The sequence below is a fragment of the Paenibacillus sp. P46E genome, assembly GCF_001909095.1.
Taxonomy (GTDB): Bacteria; Bacillota; Bacilli; order Paenibacillales; family Paenibacillaceae; genus Paenibacillus_AQ; species Paenibacillus_AQ helianthi.
This window is the reverse complement of the sequence record NZ_LVYZ01000039.1, coordinates 14,563-30,115: the sequence shown is the minus strand read 5'-3', so window position 1 is coordinate 30,115 and position 15,553 is coordinate 14,563. Positions and strand designations below refer to the sequence as shown.

24 protein-coding genes are annotated in these 15,553 nt (G+C 44.9%); 17 read left to right on the top strand and 7 right to left on the bottom strand.

The annotated features are described in order from the left end of the window. The first annotated feature begins 2 nt into the window (after positions 1-2). The 16 genes from A3849_RS13615 to A3849_RS13535 all read left to right on the top strand — a co-directional run bounded on the left by A3849_RS13615 (position 3) and on the right by A3849_RS13535 (position 10,791). On the top strand, positions 3-1,136 hold the full coding sequence (locus A3849_RS13615) for a hypothetical protein (RefSeq protein WP_074111911.1): 1,134 nt from the start codon (positions 3-5) through the stop codon (positions 1,134-1,136). 36 nt (positions 1,137-1,172) lie between these two features. After that, a complete protein-coding gene (locus tag A3849_RS13610; RefSeq protein WP_143191812.1) occupies positions 1,173-1,877 on the top strand; it encodes a hypothetical protein in 705 nt (234 codons plus the stop codon). 11 nt (positions 1,878-1,888) lie between these two features. Further along, positions 1,889-2,857: a hypothetical protein gene (locus A3849_RS13605; RefSeq protein ID WP_074111909.1), complete on the top strand. Its 969-nt coding sequence runs from the start codon at positions 1,889-1,891 to the stop codon at positions 2,855-2,857. 17 nt (positions 2,858-2,874) lie between these two features. After that, a complete protein-coding gene (locus A3849_RS13600) occupies positions 2,875-3,684 on the top strand; it encodes a hypothetical protein (RefSeq protein ID WP_074111908.1) in 810 nt (269 codons plus the stop codon). Positions 3,685-4,120: 436 nt separating this feature from the next. Beyond that, positions 4,121-4,525 (top strand): hypothetical protein, encoded by a 405-nt coding sequence (locus A3849_RS13590; RefSeq protein WP_074111906.1) that lies wholly within the window; start codon positions 4,121-4,123, stop codon positions 4,523-4,525. Next, the gene (locus A3849_RS13585; RefSeq protein WP_074111905.1) at positions 4,522-4,821 is read left to right on the top strand and encodes a hypothetical protein; all 300 of its coding nucleotides are present in this window, start codon (positions 4,522-4,524) and stop codon (positions 4,819-4,821) included. The genes A3849_RS13590 and A3849_RS13585 overlap by 4 nt, the downstream gene beginning before the upstream one ends. A 2-nt stretch (positions 4,822-4,823) precedes the next feature. Beyond that, entirely contained in the window at positions 4,824-5,192 is a 369-nt protein-coding gene (locus tag A3849_RS13580) for a hypothetical protein (protein WP_074111904.1), read from the top strand. 13 nt (positions 5,193-5,205) lie between these two features. After that, a complete protein-coding gene (locus tag A3849_RS13575) occupies positions 5,206-6,192 on the top strand; it encodes a hypothetical protein (RefSeq protein ID WP_074111903.1) in 987 nt (328 codons plus the stop codon). A gap of 13 nt (positions 6,193-6,205) precedes the next feature. Continuing rightward, positions 6,206-7,231 carry a hypothetical protein gene (locus tag A3849_RS13570; RefSeq protein WP_074111902.1) on the top strand — a complete coding sequence of 342 codons (1,026 nt, stop codon included), beginning with the start codon at positions 6,206-6,208 and terminating at the stop codon, positions 7,229-7,231. 11 nt (positions 7,232-7,242) lie between these two features. Continuing rightward, positions 7,243-8,028 carry a hypothetical protein gene (locus A3849_RS13565; RefSeq protein ID WP_074111901.1) on the top strand — a complete coding sequence of 262 codons (786 nt, stop codon included), beginning with the start codon at positions 7,243-7,245 and terminating at the stop codon, positions 8,026-8,028. Next, positions 8,028-8,465 (top strand): hypothetical protein, encoded by a 438-nt coding sequence (locus A3849_RS13560; protein ID WP_143191811.1) that lies wholly within the window; start codon positions 8,028-8,030, stop codon positions 8,463-8,465. The genes A3849_RS13565 and A3849_RS13560 overlap by 1 nt, the downstream gene beginning before the upstream one ends. Before the next feature lie 5 nt (positions 8,466-8,470). Next, the gene (locus tag A3849_RS13555; protein ID WP_074111899.1) at positions 8,471-8,896 is read left to right on the top strand and encodes a hypothetical protein; all 426 of its coding nucleotides are present in this window, start codon (positions 8,471-8,473) and stop codon (positions 8,894-8,896) included. Positions 8,897-9,033: 137 nt separating this feature from the next. After that, complete coding sequence (locus A3849_RS13550; RefSeq protein ID WP_074111898.1) at positions 9,034-9,426, top strand: hypothetical protein; 393 nt, start codon at positions 9,034-9,036, stop codon at positions 9,424-9,426. Continuing rightward, positions 9,416-9,748, top strand: a complete 333-nt coding sequence (locus tag A3849_RS13545; RefSeq protein WP_074083714.1) for a hypothetical protein — start codon at positions 9,416-9,418, stop codon at positions 9,746-9,748. Before A3849_RS13550 ends, A3849_RS13545 begins: the two co-directional genes overlap by 11 nt. Position 9,749: 1 nt before the next feature. Beyond that, positions 9,750-10,487 carry a peptidoglycan recognition protein family protein gene (locus A3849_RS13540; RefSeq protein WP_074111897.1) on the top strand — a complete coding sequence of 246 codons (738 nt, stop codon included), beginning with the start codon at positions 9,750-9,752 and terminating at the stop codon, positions 10,485-10,487. A gap of 28 nt (positions 10,488-10,515) precedes the next feature. After that, positions 10,516-10,791 carry a hypothetical protein gene (locus tag A3849_RS13535; protein ID WP_074111896.1) on the top strand — a complete coding sequence of 92 codons (276 nt, stop codon included), beginning with the start codon at positions 10,516-10,518 and terminating at the stop codon, positions 10,789-10,791. An 87-nt stretch (positions 10,792-10,878) separates the two neighbouring features. On the opposite strand, the gene A3849_RS13530 is transcribed toward A3849_RS13535, so the two are convergent. From A3849_RS13530 to A3849_RS13500, 7 genes are all read right to left on the bottom strand, one after another. Next, on the bottom strand, positions 10,879-11,649 hold the full coding sequence (locus A3849_RS13530) for a sigma-70 family RNA polymerase sigma factor (protein ID WP_256700767.1): 771 nt from the start codon (positions 11,647-11,649) through the stop codon (positions 10,879-10,881). Positions 11,650-11,846: 197 nt separating this feature from the next. Beyond that, on the bottom strand, positions 11,847-12,188 hold the full coding sequence (locus A3849_RS13525) for a hypothetical protein (protein ID WP_074111894.1): 342 nt from the start codon (positions 12,186-12,188) through the stop codon (positions 11,847-11,849). Next, positions 12,185-12,400 carry a hypothetical protein gene (locus A3849_RS13520; protein WP_074083719.1) on the bottom strand — a complete coding sequence of 72 codons (216 nt, stop codon included), beginning with the start codon at positions 12,398-12,400 and terminating at the stop codon, positions 12,185-12,187. Before A3849_RS13520 ends, A3849_RS13525 begins: the two co-directional genes overlap by 4 nt. Positions 12,401-12,545: 145 nt before the next feature. Further along, on the bottom strand, positions 12,546-13,091 hold the full coding sequence (locus tag A3849_RS13515) for a sigma-70 family RNA polymerase sigma factor (RefSeq protein WP_074111893.1): 546 nt from the start codon (positions 13,089-13,091) through the stop codon (positions 12,546-12,548). A gap of 246 nt (positions 13,092-13,337) precedes the next feature. Continuing rightward, positions 13,338-13,535, bottom strand: coding sequence for a hypothetical protein (locus A3849_RS13510; RefSeq protein ID WP_074111892.1), 198 nt, complete (start codon positions 13,533-13,535; stop codon positions 13,338-13,340). Positions 13,536-13,782: 247 nt separating this feature from the next. After that, the gene (locus tag A3849_RS13505) at positions 13,783-14,046 is read right to left on the bottom strand and encodes a hypothetical protein (RefSeq protein WP_074111891.1); all 264 of its coding nucleotides are present in this window, start codon (positions 14,044-14,046) and stop codon (positions 13,783-13,785) included. Between the two features lie 119 nt (positions 14,047-14,165). Next, entirely contained in the window at positions 14,166-14,435 is a 270-nt protein-coding gene (locus A3849_RS13500) for a hypothetical protein (RefSeq protein WP_074083723.1), read from the bottom strand. Between the two features lie 627 nt (positions 14,436-15,062). On the opposite strand from A3849_RS13500, the gene A3849_RS32425 reads away from it, so the two are divergent. Further along, positions 15,063-15,440, top strand: coding sequence for a hypothetical protein (locus A3849_RS32425; RefSeq protein WP_143191810.1), 378 nt, complete (start codon positions 15,063-15,065; stop codon positions 15,438-15,440). Positions 15,441-15,553 lie beyond the last annotated feature (113 nt).

Genomic DNA, 15,553 nt, shown 5'->3' with positions numbered 1-15,553 from the left:
TTATGGGTGTCGTGGCGCTCAAGAAGAGCGGATTGATTTACCGGGATACGTTCGAGGCGGTGTCCTTAGATGAAAGATGGGAGGTATCCCCGAACGACACATCACGTTATGAGCTGCTTGGGAATGCACTGCGGTTAAAGTCTGGTGTTGATCCTCTGTTCGCATTCTTTTCTCCGCTTACTGCGACTGAAGAGTTTGTGATTGATCTGAAAAATCTATACAATCCATCCGCCAAAAATAATCTGGGTGGGCTTACGGTGTTCGGAACTGCCGAGGACCGGCTCGATATGGAAGAGTACTACGATGAAGTTGAAGGCACAGCTCGGTCCTACCCGTGGATGCGGCTGGTTCGCAGGTATAACGCATATAGTGCGTATTGGTCTGAGGATGGAGTAAACTGGAATGTTGAAGGTACAGATCAGTTTGATGTGGCAGCGCCTAAGGTTGGCCTTTATTTGATGGGCGAAGAGAGTATGGATGTGGAAGAAGTTCGGATATTTCATTCAACTAAAATAAAGGTGTCTGGACTCATAGAGGGCAGTCATGTCGAGCTGGTTCAGGCGGGAAAAGTTATCTCCTCCGCCATTTGCCGCACTGGAATGTCTGAGGCGGAACTGGACGTATCGGGGGTGCAGCTACCCTTTACCGGGAAGTTCGTTGTCAGGCTGCCTGAGAATAACACCTTTACCAGTACTGAAGTGCAGCAGATCTGGGCAGGTGACGAATATAATTTTGAACCTAACGCTGATCTGTACCTGATTGACGGGAGTGGCAATGAACTGCCCTTAATCGAAAATATGGAGAAATTCTTAGGGTACGTGCAGTCTACGACGCAGGACTATAAGGATTTTCGAATATTGATCCGCAACAATATGGCCAGCGGTACAATCAAGAGCGTGAAAATCAACATTACTTGGCCGGACGGGACCCCGGCGGATATGAAGCTGGCGGATCTGTACCGGGATATTAACGGGGAACCCGCTGTGAAATATGCTGTTCTTGATTATCCTTCAATTGCTGCAGGTACAGTTACTCCATTCTGGCTACGAGTGCGCCGGATTACCGACTCCATGGCCTCGAAGGGAATCTCTGATGTTAATTTTGGGATAAGTATGATCTCGACCTATATTAACTAAGCAGTAGCTCGTATATAAAACAACAGGCGGGTGGGGGTGAATAAGTTGGCCGTTCGCTTTACGCGTACCGGAATGAATAGCAAAGTTACAGACCATAACCAGTTGCTGAATAAAGGCACTCATACACATGCTGAGATTGATGCCGCCCTTTCGGAGCTTGATGCCGCACGAAAAGATTTCAACAGCTTGGATGCCCGATTAATTTATATTCAGGAGAACTCAACTGGCGGCTCTGGAGGAGGGGGGACCGGAGGCTACGGAGGCCTGAAATACCGCTATGAGTCAGCTCCAGGAACCCGAACCTCTCCACAGACAGATTTTACAGTCCCCGCGTACACCGTTGGAAATCACTCATTGCTTGTGTTCGCGGAAGGTATTCTAATGTCCTCGCAGGAGGATTATCACGAAATAAGCACGACCAAGATTAAGTTTAACGAAAGTATTCCTATGGATCAGCGGATAACCTTTATCTGTCTTGGTGTCGGGGATGGGGATGCGGAGTCTCCATCAGAATCAGTGGATGTAGATATTAAGTATGAATATAACGAAGACCAATCCATAAAAACGGAGCGGACATACAGTGCTGGCAGTGAACCGTCCCTGTTGAGAGAAGTAGCTTACACTTATGTAAGCGGCCGGGTTCTGACAGAAAGTGTGACCCAGGGGAATGTCACTATCCGAAGAACATTTCAGTACGATGCTTCCTTCAACGTTGTACGTGTAATATCAAGAAAATTGTAAGGAGTGAAAAAATGGCAGCACCTAATAGATATAATTTAGGCAGGGTATATATTTACAACCTGGCTAGCACAGTTGTAACCGCTATGGCAGACGATCCTTACTGGTCAGTTTCGTACTCTGATATTGTGCCAAAGCCTTTTAGTAGTATAAACCGTGGAAGTATGATATTTAAAAATAAGATGGATCCTTCCTTGTACTTTATGCTTAACGTCAACTCTTTCAACAATCATTTTATTCAGCCCGGTTTTTATGAATCCGAAGCAGGAACTATTGTTGCCGATATAGTCAGAGATGCCCAGTATCCAGGTGTTTATGCGTCTACGCCTATAACAGCATCAAATGTAAGTAATATATCTTATTTTCAGCTTACAGTTCTTACAACGAATAACTTTATATATTTAAACGGAGAGGGGGACGGAACAGCCGACCAGTATCCATTACGGCTATACGCGGGCAGATTAAAGCCCTATGAATCAGAAGACCCCCTGATTGCAAATGATTTTGTAGGGCTGTTCACTCACTTCCCTGTTGGAAATAATAGTTCTGATTACACAGCCTATGCCAATGGATCCAAAAATGTAGGTCGGGGATTTGTAAGAAGATCAAGGAACGGGACAAAGAACCACATCTACAATTTTACAACTAACAGCCAGCTTGTATCCCCAGGAGTAGGAGGGCGTTTTTTCATCTCTCCTTTTTATATTTACGATAATGCCGAGGGTGTCCGTGGTGAGTTTTTCGATATGTACACCGTCTGCTTTAGGGATGGAACTGCCTATCCGGATGGTTCAGTGCTTTCAGTTGGAAATGATAAGTACTATATATTTCATGTTGTGGATCAGATACCTCCTTCGAATTTCCAAACTTCTGGAGCGCAGTCAAATGGTGCAACTACTCAAGGTAGATGGTATTTCTTTGATACTGCGGTTCTTCATACCAGTAGCGATAAACCCCAGCGGGCGATCCTCGTCAAAATATAAAGGGAGGCGGTGATAATATGGCTTTTTTCAGCAAAAAGATCAAAATCAATCTACTGTTCAGCTTTTTGGTGGCGAATTTTAAAAGCATTAGCGATGGCTCATGGACTGTAGTATTTGAGAGTGCTACTATGCTTGTCGTGAAATCTGTCGGCTCTTCCGGAAATGAAAAGATGTACTTGAAAATCGAACCGGATACCAGTAAGAGTGCCACGGGAAATACTGTGAAAATGACGATATCAGATAACATGTCTTCTACGGATGGCAGTGTTCCTTCCCCCTCTATAGCAGTAAGTAGGTTAGTTCAGTTTCACACCGCTGCTGTGGATACTAACGGACTGATTGACTATCATATGTCTGTACTGGCAGACCGGATTTTTCTTTGGGTGGCAGGGGATGCCAATTCTACAACGGGTCTATCTGTAATGGCTTTCGCCGGACGTATTTCTCCCTACAAACCGGAAACTTCGGTAACCAACGGCTTTTCAATTGGCACAAGTTATAAGTCTCCAGAAGATGGCTTCCGGGCGATAAAAGATTCTTCAGGAGGCACAGCGAGTTCTCTTTACAAGTCGTATTCCACACTGGTTCCTGCAAACCCAGGCCCTGGAGGGGATTATAATGTATTTCCTCAAGTGCTGGCTAATGCGGTAGATGGGGCACGTGGAGAGCTTCCTGATATTTACCATATTCCACCGATCGGAGTCGGTCAGGGGGACATCGTGAATGTAGGGGGTAAAGCCTACACGGTGTATGCGCTCAGCCCTCAGCCTGCTGGGAGTGGTTATAGTAACTTCGCTGGCCCAAAAGTTGCGGTATACATGGGATAGGTGGTGACGGACATTGCCTTCATTTGACGGTAAAGCAATACAAGGCCGGATCGGAACCCGGACCTACTCGAAAGAAACTAAGGTATGTTTACCTCCGCTAATTCGCAATAAATTCTCCCTTAGCACTTCCAGTGCCCTTGTAGGACTGACAGAGCATACAGTGAACATCCTCAAATGTAATTTCTTTGTATATCAACCCCTACAAGAATCAATGCTTGCCCAAGTACCTATTGGTACTTCCGCCATTCTCAGGGGATTGACAGAGCGGGCTGCCGACATTCACCAACGTGCCATTCCCCTCTATCAACCCCTCCTGATCTATAATGCCATTCAAAGGCCGGGACTGCCGGGAGTTGTTCTGGGTGGCAGCTCAAAACAGAAAAAGTACCGCCGGTTTCCGAATCCCCATATCCCTCTTACGAAGGGAGTGAAGTAATTGAATGAGGTATGGATGATGCTGACGCATGATAACAAGCCCCTTACTATTGAGTTTGAATCAAGGCTGGAGAGTGGTGAGGTACAAATCATCTCCGCTCCCTTTGATGCCCGAAACCTCAATATAAAGACTGTGAGGGTGGTCCCTCAAGTAAATGCCTGTGACGTTGAGCTAACGATCCTAAGCAGCAGCTCAGAGGCTCAGGCTGAAGAACTCTACCAAAATGATACGACCTTTAGCACAGGTGACCCTGAAGAGGGAATTTACGACAACATTGATATGCTGTACATCGACGGGGATGGCACCTCGAAGCTGCACTGCCGGATCAAGAATACCGGTGCACTAACAACCACTTTCAAAACTAAAATAATGGCCTTAACAGTCCGATCGGAGGTGCCTAATTGATTGCCTTATTAAACGGCGGGACACTTAGCACTCTTCAGGCAGGACTGGCTTACCTCTCTGAAATGATAGATGTTAGCGTGGAGTATGAGTACGCCGGTGAAAACATCTCCAAAGAAACTGTCTACGATAAGCTAACACCTCGCAGCATCCTGAAAACTACTGCATACACGTATAACCAAGAAGGCCTTCTGGAGACGGAAACGGTTAACAAGGCTGGAATCACAGTGATAAAGGCCTTTTTCTATAATCTGGACGGTAACTTAACTAGCGTAGATATCACCAAAATGGAGGGATGATCGTGGATCTGTCCGATACAACAGCCGTGTCTGTGGCACAAGATGAGCTTAATATTTACACCTTGAAGAGTAATTACCGGCGTATTTTTAAAAAGCTAATGGGTTTGTCATTTGACTATGATGCCCCGGGTAAAGAGGGAGCAACCTCAGAATCCACTGTAAACAAAGTGTTAACCCGTCAGGAGTTCGAGATTTTATTATTTGGACTGAACAGCCAAATTCTGTTTCCCAATACAGGAGCGATGTTTGCTGCTTCCTTCGGTTATTTGGCTGATGATCTTGAAGCAAATGCAGAGGCTATAGCTTTTACGTTTGGAACCTTGGTTGAGGAAGAGACAGCCTATCAAATGCAGATGCGCTTTGGCGTCTAGGAGGAGGGGAAAAGTGTCCTACGATTTAAATGCTATCCGGCGTTACACGCTTGCCAGTTATGCCAGGGCGCAATTTGTGAATCAACTGGGGATTCTGCTTGCTAACGATCCATTCTGGACAGTGATTAGCCTGACAACGACTAATGGTGTTACAGGTGCAACGCATGGAGTCATTAAGCTAACCAATAAAGCAGATACCAATATGGAGTTTTTAGTAGGGCTGGACTGGAGTGTAAACTATGGGGCTGCTTTGCGGTTCGGTCTTAAAAAACAAGGTGCAACGCCATCTCTTGACTGTTATACAGAGAGTGGAAAGAGCAGCCAGTACGATATGGCTTTGCAGCTCCAAAATCCTGGTACCCCCGCTAAACATATGGCTGCTGGTGCGTTATCCCGAATGGATGTAATCACACAGAAAGAATGTATTTTTGTAATGACTACGCCAATAACCTACAACGATACAGATGTTCCTGTTCGTCTCTATCTGGGGCGTTGCAAAGCCTTCGAGGTGGAGGACAACAGCTACGGGAGAGAGTTCTATGGCGTGTTTGGGCATGTTCCCCTGGGAGTGGCTGATGCTGCCTCGTTGGAATTTTCTAATGCAACCGGATATGTGGTTAGCCGTGGCGTAGTCAAGAAAAATCGGTCAAATCAGCTTTATGGTGAGTATGACTTTGTGGGAAGCTCACAGGCACTATCTCCCGGGCCGGGTGGACGGATGATCATGTCTCCCTTTTTACTGGGTAATGCACAAGAGGGTGTTCGCGGCACTTTCTGGGACGTGAATACCGCTGTGCTGCGAAGTACACAATTCTTCCCGGATGGCTCTGTCATTGACATTGATGGTGCCCGGTATTATGTGCTGCACTGCAATATTGAAGCGGGCAGCTGGTGGCCCCAAAGTGCTATAGCTACTCACACTGTCGTTCAGTACGGATATAACTTCTTTGACTCCGTAGCCGTTCCGTTCGGGACAAGAGTGATGTTATTTAAAATCTAGGAGGTGAACCACAATGCCAATGTCAAGTATTCGGAGGTATGACATTCCTTCAATAGCCCTTTCAGGCCTCTTGCAAGGAGTTAGTACCGCATTTGCCGATGATCCTTTTTGGTCTATTCAATTCTTGGCAGGGAATGGATTGGGAAACGGAGTTACCCATGGAGGCATCGTTTTTACTAACAAAAATGATCCCAGTATGGTGATTACAGTAGGAGTGTGTACACCTAACACGAACTATCCTTCGTCTCTGCGGTTTGGTTTGTTTAAGAACGCAACACCAAAGCCTGATTGCTTTACTAATACTACAGCGGTTGCCTCACCCAATGCTCCTTATTTTGGGGGATGGGGGGGACAGTATCTGGATGCCGGACTTGGTTGTTACAACTCGGCGGGGCAGTCGAGTATTTCTGGAACTCAAAAGATAGTGGTAGTATCACACAAGGAATATGTCATGATTCTCTCAGAGCCTATTACCTATCCCAACGTGCATTACCCTATCCGTTTGTACCTTGGCCGCTGCAAGGCCTTCGAGATAGAAGATCCGGCTGTAGCGAAGGATTTCTACGGATATTTCCCTCAAATTCCTGTAGGGGTGAATAGCACTTATCAGACAAATATTCCGAACTACCTAAATTTTGGACGGGGTGTAGTCAAGTATTCTCGTGCAAAAGAAGCGTACCAGTATTACAGCTTCATGCCGCAGTCCCAGCAATTATCTCCGGGTGTAGGAGGGGCTATCTTTGTGTCTCCATTCTATGTTTACAACTACAACGAAGGTGTTCGTGGCGAATTTTATGGCATGCGTACCGCTGTGTTAAAGTCATCCTCGCTATCCTCTTATCCGGACGGCTCCATAATGAATGTTGGAGACGATGAGTATTACGTAGTTCATGTTAGCACTGCTGCGAACATCAATAAAGCATCCTACGGTACTTGGTATAGCGGTTCTAGTTCTGGAATGAATGCCTTTCCCAAATTCTTCGATTCTCCGGTTCTTCCCAACAACGGCCAGCGTATTTTGCTGTTCAAAATTAATTAAGGAGGCGAACTATGCCTGCATTCTCTGGAAAAGTTAGAATCAACCAGCTTTACGATGCCCTTGCCAGTCACTTGAAAAGCTCTGCTGCTGCAGTGCTATGGACTCCGGTTAACGAGGCGGAGACGGCCCTCTCGCTGACCTCTACAGGCATAAGCGGCACGGATAATCTTTTTGTTAAATTAGATGCGGGTAACTCCAAATCAGCAACAGGGAATCAACTGGTACTGACGGTAACGGACCTGATTAGCGAGGATGGTATGGTCAGTGCTACGAGATGCGACCGGAATGTCGTTGTTTTTTCGGCTGCTGTGGATACCAATCTCCTTTGCGAGTATGATTTATCCGTTACCAAAGACAGAATTATCCTCTGTGTAAAGGGGGATCCTTACGCCAACAACAATGTCAGTATGATTGCTTACGCGGGTCTTTTTAAACGCTATAGTTCTGAGATGAATTCGATGGCTCAAGGCATCGGCGTATCTTACCAGGGGGATAATGGATTCTATTGTCTACAGGACATTACCGCGCAGCAATACTATAACGTGTATCAGGGAAGAAGTGTCATTGTCCCGTTAAATCCTGGCTGGGGTACATTATACAATGGCAATCCTGTTATTCTTGCGAACATGTACGAAGGTGCAAGAGGCGAACTGCTGGATATTTTGGCGCTGCATTACTCAGGTGTAACTGCGGGAGACCAAATAAAGATGAATGGTAAAGAATATAAGGTTCTACAGCTCACCACAAACGGCAGCAGCTTCCTCCCAAGTACAACAGTTGCTGTTTGTCTGGCCTGATGGATGCTTTGCAGGTAGGACAAGTTCAGGTGCGCCGGGATCTGGCTGGAAGTCTGAGCAAACCACTGCCACTCACACTTTCATATGATGTTGCAGTTCCGCAGGATCTGATTTTTAATCGCTCATCACGGCCATCTGCAACCCTCGGCGGGGTGTACACCACTTTCTATGTTGGGAGTATTCCAAACCCGATCGTCCCCGCACAAAACCTGATTTTCAACGATAACTTTCGTGCCATGCTTGATGCAAAAGGATCGACCAGTGAATATAAAAACGGTCCCAGAACGTACGCGCAGTTTATCCCGCAATATATCATCATGGATTCACACCAGCAGGACGCAAAGGAGCTAAAGGGGATCTCGCTCAGCGGAACGGGGAGCGCAAATACCAAACGGCCCCGAAAGTATCCTCTGGAGTTCCTGCCAAAAAGGAGCTGAATGCAGTGAACGGAGATTTTTTCTTATTGCAATATCAGAAGACAGCAGGTGGCGGGATGAAGCTGGTAGACCTTGATTTCAGAATCAATGCAGTTGATCCTGGGAGTACAGCCCGGAAATCCTTCTACACTGGAAAGGGCAAACTGCTGCTCAAGACAGTCAAAGTGATTCCGATAGGTGGATCTTCCAGCTGTGAGCTGACAATCATACGAAGTGCGACGGCAGAAATCAGTGATATGAAAGAAGTCGTCTATGCGAATACAACGGAATACAGTACAGGCAATACGGCAGACGGTATTTATGATCTTGTAGATATTCCATATGTAGATGCAGACGGAACAAGAAATATCCATGTCGCCCTAAAAAATACGCTGAGCACAGGCACAGCCGTAGACTTTCGCATCATCATTGAGGCCATAGAGTTGAAATAAACCTGGCAGTCCTTTCTTGTATAAGAATGGGCTGCTTTCTTCATGTAACAACAGGAATCATTCTGGTATTGAATATGAGAGCAATCCGCCCAATCGGCCTATCCTAATCATACTAGAAGATCAAAGGAGTGGAGCCGTTGCATAAGCAGCTCAGGAAGTTCATTCACCGGTGTAAGCCTGTAGAGTCATCTCTGGCGTTCATAGCGGGCTTTTGGGGGCTACTGTTACTCACCCCGCTAGACACTTTTGGTGCCGGTGCTGACTACACCAAATTCTTAAAAACTCTGCCCGAAAATACATGGGGATGGATCATGGTGATCCTCTCCCTGGCAACCGTGGCGGGTATGCTCGGTCGGTATTACCACATCAGGAGAGCTGCGCTCTTGGCGTCAACTTTTATATGGTTCTTCATCAGCTCTCTGCTGTTTGCAGGGAATCAAGCATCTACCGGGTGGGGTGCTTACTTGAATTATGCATTATTATCTTCATGGGCTTACGTGAAAGTGGGGGAGCAAAGGCATGGACGTTAATGCGCTAGTAGCCCTGGCGGGCGTGCTTGTTACAGCGCTCGGCAGTGTCGCTGTGACTAAGTTTAATAACCGTAAGGACCTCACGCTCAGCGACCGCCAGCAGCTCTCCCAGGAGCAGAAGCAGATTCGGGACGAGCTGAGAGAAGAGATTAAGTCTCTGCGTGATGAGATGAAAATTTGGCGTGACCGCAGTCTGCATCTGGAGGACGAGCTGCGGAACTGGAAAGAGAAATATACCACGCTGGAACTCGATTATATCAAGGCGACTGCCAGAATTGAAGAACTGGAGAAACGTCTGAACCAACGCGAAGGAGGTGATTAATTTGTTAACGATCCAGCAGCAGCGAATACCGGTCAATCCGTTCTCACGGCCAGGTAAAAAGCTTGTGGCCAAGCGGGGCATCGTCATGCATTACACGGCTGATCCTGGTGCCTCAGCGCAGGCTATCGGCAAATATTTTACCAGTCTGAAGGATCAGAATCCGGATGACGGAACAGTTGACCGTTACGCCAGTGCGCATATTCAGATCGACCGGGCATCGATTGTCCAGTCCCTGCCCTTTGATGAGATGGGCTACCATTGTGGCAGCAAGCAGCCTTATCTTCCAGAAGCCCTTTCCAAGCTTGGCTCGTACCCGAATAATTCCACAGTAGGTATTGAGATGTGTATAGAAGCAGACGGATTGATCCATGAAGATACCTTCAACAATGCCGTGGACATGGTAGTGTACCTCATTCAGCATGAGGGGTTCCCTGAAGTGATTTTTACCCATAAAGAGATTGTCGGCTGGAAGGACTGTCCGCTCCCGTGGGTCAGGAACCCGAGTGAACTTGAACGCTTTAAGCAGGAAGTACGCAACCAGCTGAAATCACAAGAGGAGGAAGAAGATTTGAACTTGTCAGCGAACCAATGGACGATACTCACTTCTCAGCTCAAAGAGCTTTATGATAAAAAACTCATCACGGATTCAACCTGGATCGACAAGGCAGCTGTAAAGAAACTTACGGTTTCCGAGCTGTTATTCATCAATACCGCTATTCTAAACCGGGGTATCAAGTAAGAAGCTTCTATAAAAGGAGGGATAAGACATGAACGTAATCACTTTAATGGCGCTAGTGGCCTTTTTGTCCGAAGCCTTAACAGAGATACTGAAACAGGCGTTTCCGATTCAAGACAAACAAACCTATCTGCTGTCCATTGTTATCGGTGTGATTCTGGCCATTGTTTTCGAGGCGGATTTATTCAATCTTACCGGGCCCGGGCACTATGTATCTATCGTTCTGTGCGGTATTCTTGCCTCACGAGGCTCCAACTATATCAACGGATTATTAAAACAAATAGGGATTATCACAGGCAGGTCATAGGGTTGCTGCCGATAAAAGCGAAAAACCGAGCAGAAGTTCTCTCGGTTTTTTTGCTTTGGACCACAGTATACTCAGTTATTTCTTATGTTATTGTCTACTGCCCGAAGAGGAGCGGTCAATGTAGTTGTTCAACACTTCTTGGGAATCCAGGTCGAGAAGAGTTACGCTTAATTTAGAATCCAGCAGCAGCTCCGCTACTTTTTTCATAATTCTCCCGGCCCGCATTTGTGAGATGTTTTCCTTTTCTGCTGTCTGGGTCTGATTTAAACCAGCGATGCGATGCTGAAGCACCCGCAGCTCCAACTCGGAAAGATGTTTTTGAATGGAGTTGACTATATCTCTGACATAACTGCTGTCGGTAGCCTCTTCTTCTGTATTGTCGCTGCTGGTGAGAAAGTCCATATAAGTAGGATCTGAGTCTATGCTGGAGCCATCGGTTACCTTCTCCTGCAGATACTTCACTCTTGATCCAATAAGCATCGCTTTTTTGATCTGTTCTTCGGGTTTCTTCAGATTTTTGGCCAGAAGCTCCACAGATTCCTCTTCGGAACCGTTACCAGTCCGGATGTTAATCTGATTCATTAATTCATGGGCCGTTCGGGTAGGACGGATAATCGGGGCGTTGTCCCGGAGGTAGCAGCGGACTTCGCGAACGATAGAGGGTACTGCGTAAGAGGAGAATTTCACTCCCCGTCCGGTGTCAAAAGCCAGGATTGCCTTAATAAAACCCAGACGGCCTAGTTGAACAATATCATCTTTTTCCACGCAGTAGTTCTGAACAAGCTTTTGGGGCTTCCCGATGTATTTGTGTACGCTGTGCCAGATTAAGGTTTCATGAAGAATTAAAAGATCACCCAAAAAGTCTGAATCTCTTTTGGCAAGTTCAATATTGGACATACTAGTTAAGGAGTAAAAGTTCTTATCATATTCTAAGTTATTGCGTATATGTTCGGGGTAGCTGCTCAAGTGGGGACACCTCATATAATATGAATAATTTCCTGGAAGGCGGTATTGGAGGGGGGATTATTCTAAGCTTCGTTCTATAGAGAAGTCCTTCATTTATCAATGACTTGATTCGCCAGGTGCTCTGCAAGAATATTGTCGAATTCTTCTTTAGTGATGATTTGAATTTCCAACTCCTCTTTGGAGAGTACCCATCCTGCACCGTCTGTCATAAGCAGATTGATATATACAAGAGGATCACTCATAAATTCTCCGTTCAAGTAGTCAAATGAGATGACAGCCTTCTCGTAACCGGCGATCTGACCTGTAAACCAGGCATTTACAGATTCTCCGTCCGGGCCTGTGTGCGTATTCTGAGGCACAGAAATATACTTACCAACTAGGGGGATTACCTCTTCTTCCGTTATGGTCTGATTGTAAATTTGTCTGCTCATACAAGTTCATTCCTTTCATCTGGATGGTGCTCATTTTGCAGTTCCCGCAGTCTTCGGGTGATCGAGCCGGCTGGAGTGGCTTGAATCAAATCCCTTGGCTGCTTCAATTCATCGAACATTACCCAGTAAGCATGCAGAAGCTCATTCTCTCTTTCGACGAGTGAAGGCATGAGCGATACAAGCAGCTTGACGTTTTCTTTAATGGTTCTCATAATAACCTCCTATCAAATAAAAAATCCCTTCCAATCACTATATACGTGAGGAAGGGATGTGAATTTAGGGAGAATATAAAGTAATTACAAGTTCCGGGGAAAATAAAAAAAAAGGCCCCGGATAGGGCGCAATTAAGCAAATGAATTAAATGACTACAGCACACTTTGCTGTGATGCCGCTCCAGATTTGAGACATCCGTCCACGGCTAATGTCGAACACCTGTGCAATTTCTTTGAATTCATATCCGGATATACGAAGACGGAACATCTCTTTCTCGCGTTCTGTCAGTCCCAGATGATCCATAATATCCATCATTAGCTCTGCATTCTCGTAGCCGAGATCCTTTGCTCCTGCCTCGTAGGTTACTTGTGTATCGTCGACTCCTTCAAATATAGCCAAGGGAATAGCATTGACGACCTGTAAGTTGGACTTTGCTCCAGCCTTTTTCAGACAATCCCGGATAGCACTCGTTACGATGCGGTCAAGATAAGTCGATACTTTTGACTTGCTGCTATCATATTTAGGGAGATACCGGTAGACTTTAATCAGCGCTTCCTGCACAACATCCTCACCATCAGTCCCCGCAAGGCGCATTCCATGTACTCGCTTTTCCACTTTCTCCTTGCTTTTTTGAAAAAAAACATCCATTTCCCCCAGCGCGTAAAGCTCGTCCAGTGTTTCAGTCCCCATGTATATCTACTTCCTCCCAAGTTGATCACTTGTTAATTCAATATCAATATCTATTGAAATTAGGTATAACGTAGCAATAAATCTGTTCGTATACCTATTATATTATACGAACTAGTGTTCGTATATGAAACTATAGTCATGCTTTTTTGCCCTTGATTAACTAAATATACCACTTGCTAAATGTCGATAGCTGTCGTAAAATGATGTATTTTTATAAGATTGAGCATTATTCATAATCCATACATCTTATTGCAAGGAAGGGAGTCGGAAAATGCTGAAACCAACCATATCCTCCACCTGTTTGTAGTCGAACTGTTCGCTCCTGATTCTGTTCATAGCTTCGTCAATAATATGCGCTATTGGGCTTGGGGGACTTGTAAATTCAAAAACGATAATCTCCGTTCCGTCAATTGTGTAGGTTACCCGGTATGTCTGAAGGCTCATATCCCACCTCCAATGAAGTTAAGCTGTTCTGGTGTTCCTTGCGTAGTCATGTATTCTGGATTTGAGGTCACTGAGTAATTCCTCCTGATTCGCGGGTTATCATTTGTACCGCTTCCTGTTGTTTTATACGCGAGGTACTGGACGGAATTTAGGGGAGGGATGATTTGGATTAGAAAAAGTTGAGCTGTATGTGGAAGAATGAAGCCAAGTTGAAGCATTTGAGGGGAAGTAGTGTTGGAATTGGGGGTTAGCTTAAGGGGATACTGTTCTCTTCATCAATTATTTCATTCATTTCTGCCTGTGTAACATGAATGGCTGCAAATTCACTGCAAACCCTTTGGATTGCCTCGAAAAATGTATAGTTTTGCAGAAGGTCTTCGGCATTTAACCCTGCAGCCTGCAGTGCTTCCAGCACTTCGTCAAGATCTGATTCACTTGTCAAAGTCTGTGCGGTTTCGATCATCTCTTGAATTGTAGCCATGAGTAAAAGAGCTCGTCTTGCTGGTTTCATTCATTCTCCTCCTTTAATGTAACGCGTTGAATTTAGGAGCGGATCAATTTGGGCATCTCAGTATATCTGCATAATGGTCATTTGGCAAGTAAACAATAGGGCAAATCAAAAGGCCACGATTAGGTGGCCCTGACTTCGCTTATGATAGAATTGACCAAATCCTCGTTCATGACTTTCTGTGCTTCAATTAAGACTGCTAAAATTTTCACCTTGTCGCCATAGATCGTAAGCAGAATTTTATTGATATGCTCCGAACTTAATCTACCCGCTTTGGCCATGGAAATTAAAGTGACGACAACAATGTCACCCTCAGCTTCACCAGAATGGACCCGGCGTTGTAGTTCATTAGCGATGGCTGTTACCTGGGTTTCACTCATCAAATTGTCCATTTTAGCAAATCCCCTCGCTATTTATAACTTCTTGTAGGCTCGGCTTTTCAGATGGATTAATATCCACCTCCGATGAAATAATATTCAAGTGACAAGGATCTTCCGTAATGAAATCGTCTCCTTCCAACATAGTATCATACATCTTCTCTAAATTTTACTCTTGTCTTACTGGTTAATTATTGAAATTATTGGCTCTCGGGGTTTGATTGAAAGATTATTACGAAATCCGGAAAATACTCATAGTAGTATATTTATATAAGAAGGCGGGGAGGGAAGGAGAGGTGATTAACTGAAGCATTACAAGGCAAGATTATATATGTATATATTATAATTTTAATTCATACAAAAGTAATGGTAGCAAGTTTAAAATTATAAGAATAATGGGCTTGTCCTGGAAAGTTGAGCGGACAGCTCTTTTTTTGTGGCCATATATGCCTATGAATCTCCCCGTTATAATTTATGCAAATAAAGGAGCGGGAAAAACGAAAAAAATGCTTAATGCAAATTTGGATCTTTTACAGCAAATACGAAAAATTGTATAGTAATTCCCTGTATTGCGAATGTATGTTCGCATGTTATAGTGTAATTACCTAATTATTATGACTACAGCACTTGGAGGTGCGCACCTTGCCTTATGAATATTTTCCAGTATGTAGCGTATGCGGAGCTGTGGATGAATACGTTGCAAAAACGTCCCAAAAAGACGAAAATGGTAATCATTTCATTCAGACGCTATGTTCTGTATGCGGTCATCCGATCTCAATAGTTGAAGCACAATACCGTTCAGAGAAACAGCTTCAATATTGTCCAGTAAAAGAGCGTTCAGAAAATTTCTTTCGTGAATTATCCGGTGATGCTTTGATCAAAGAAGCATTTTTTTTAGAGAGCTTATATTTAGAATGGATGAGGCTTGAAGAAACACAAGGGAAAGTTGATCGGCGGCTAGTTTTAGCTAGAACCTTCTGTCTTAAAGAACTCCGGCGGCGACTTATGAGCCCTGAATAACATAGATTCAGAATAACGGGAATCATCTGAAATTCTTCAACTATGTGATCATTTATGAATTGAGACAATAACAGCTGAACAAAGGAAAGGATAAAAGAGAAAACAACAGGCTA

What these genes read in the sequence shown, in the direction of transcription:
- A3849_RS13515 (WP_074111893.1), bottom strand. Translation starts at nt 13,091, where the DNA reads ATGGGGACTGAAACACTGGACGAGCTTTACGCGCTGGGGGAAATGGAT.
- A3849_RS13565 (WP_074111901.1), top strand. Translation starts at nt 7,243, where the DNA reads ATGCCTGCATTCTCTGGAAAAGTTAGAATCAACCAGCTTTACGATGCC.
- A3849_RS13545 (WP_074083714.1), top strand. Translation starts at nt 9,416, where the DNA reads ATGGACGTTAATGCGCTAGTAGCCCTGGCGGGCGTGCTTGTTACAGCG.
- A3849_RS13560 (WP_143191811.1), top strand. Translation starts at nt 8,028, where the DNA reads ATGGATGCTTTGCAGGTAGGACAAGTTCAGGTGCGCCGGGATCTGGCT.
- A3849_RS13510 (WP_074111892.1), bottom strand. Translation starts at nt 13,535, where the DNA reads ATGAGCCTTCAGACATACCGGGTAACCTACACAATTGACGGAACGGAG.
- A3849_RS13525 (WP_074111894.1), bottom strand. Translation starts at nt 12,188, where the DNA reads ATGAGCAGACAAATTTACAATCAGACCATAACGGAAGAAGAGGTAATC.
- A3849_RS13605 (WP_074111909.1), top strand. Translation starts at nt 1,889, where the DNA reads ATGGCAGCACCTAATAGATATAATTTAGGCAGGGTATATATTTACAAC.
- A3849_RS13520 (WP_074083719.1), bottom strand. Translation starts at nt 12,400, where the DNA reads ATGAGAACCATTAAAGAAAACGTCAAGCTGCTTGTATCGCTCATGCCT.
- A3849_RS13570 (WP_074111902.1), top strand. Translation starts at nt 6,206, where the DNA reads ATGCCAATGTCAAGTATTCGGAGGTATGACATTCCTTCAATAGCCCTT.
- A3849_RS13535 (WP_074111896.1), top strand. Translation starts at nt 10,516, where the DNA reads ATGAACGTAATCACTTTAATGGCGCTAGTGGCCTTTTTGTCCGAAGCC.
- A3849_RS13505 (WP_074111891.1), bottom strand. Translation starts at nt 14,046, where the DNA reads ATGAAACCAGCAAGACGAGCTCTTTTACTCATGGCTACAATTCAAGAG.
- A3849_RS13500 (WP_074083723.1), bottom strand. Translation starts at nt 14,435, where the DNA reads ATGGACAATTTGATGAGTGAAACCCAGGTAACAGCCATCGCTAATGAA.
- A3849_RS13600 (WP_074111908.1), top strand. Translation starts at nt 2,875, where the DNA reads ATGGCTTTTTTCAGCAAAAAGATCAAAATCAATCTACTGTTCAGCTTT.
- A3849_RS13615 (WP_074111911.1), top strand. Translation starts at nt 3, where the DNA reads ATGGGTGTCGTGGCGCTCAAGAAGAGCGGATTGATTTACCGGGATACG.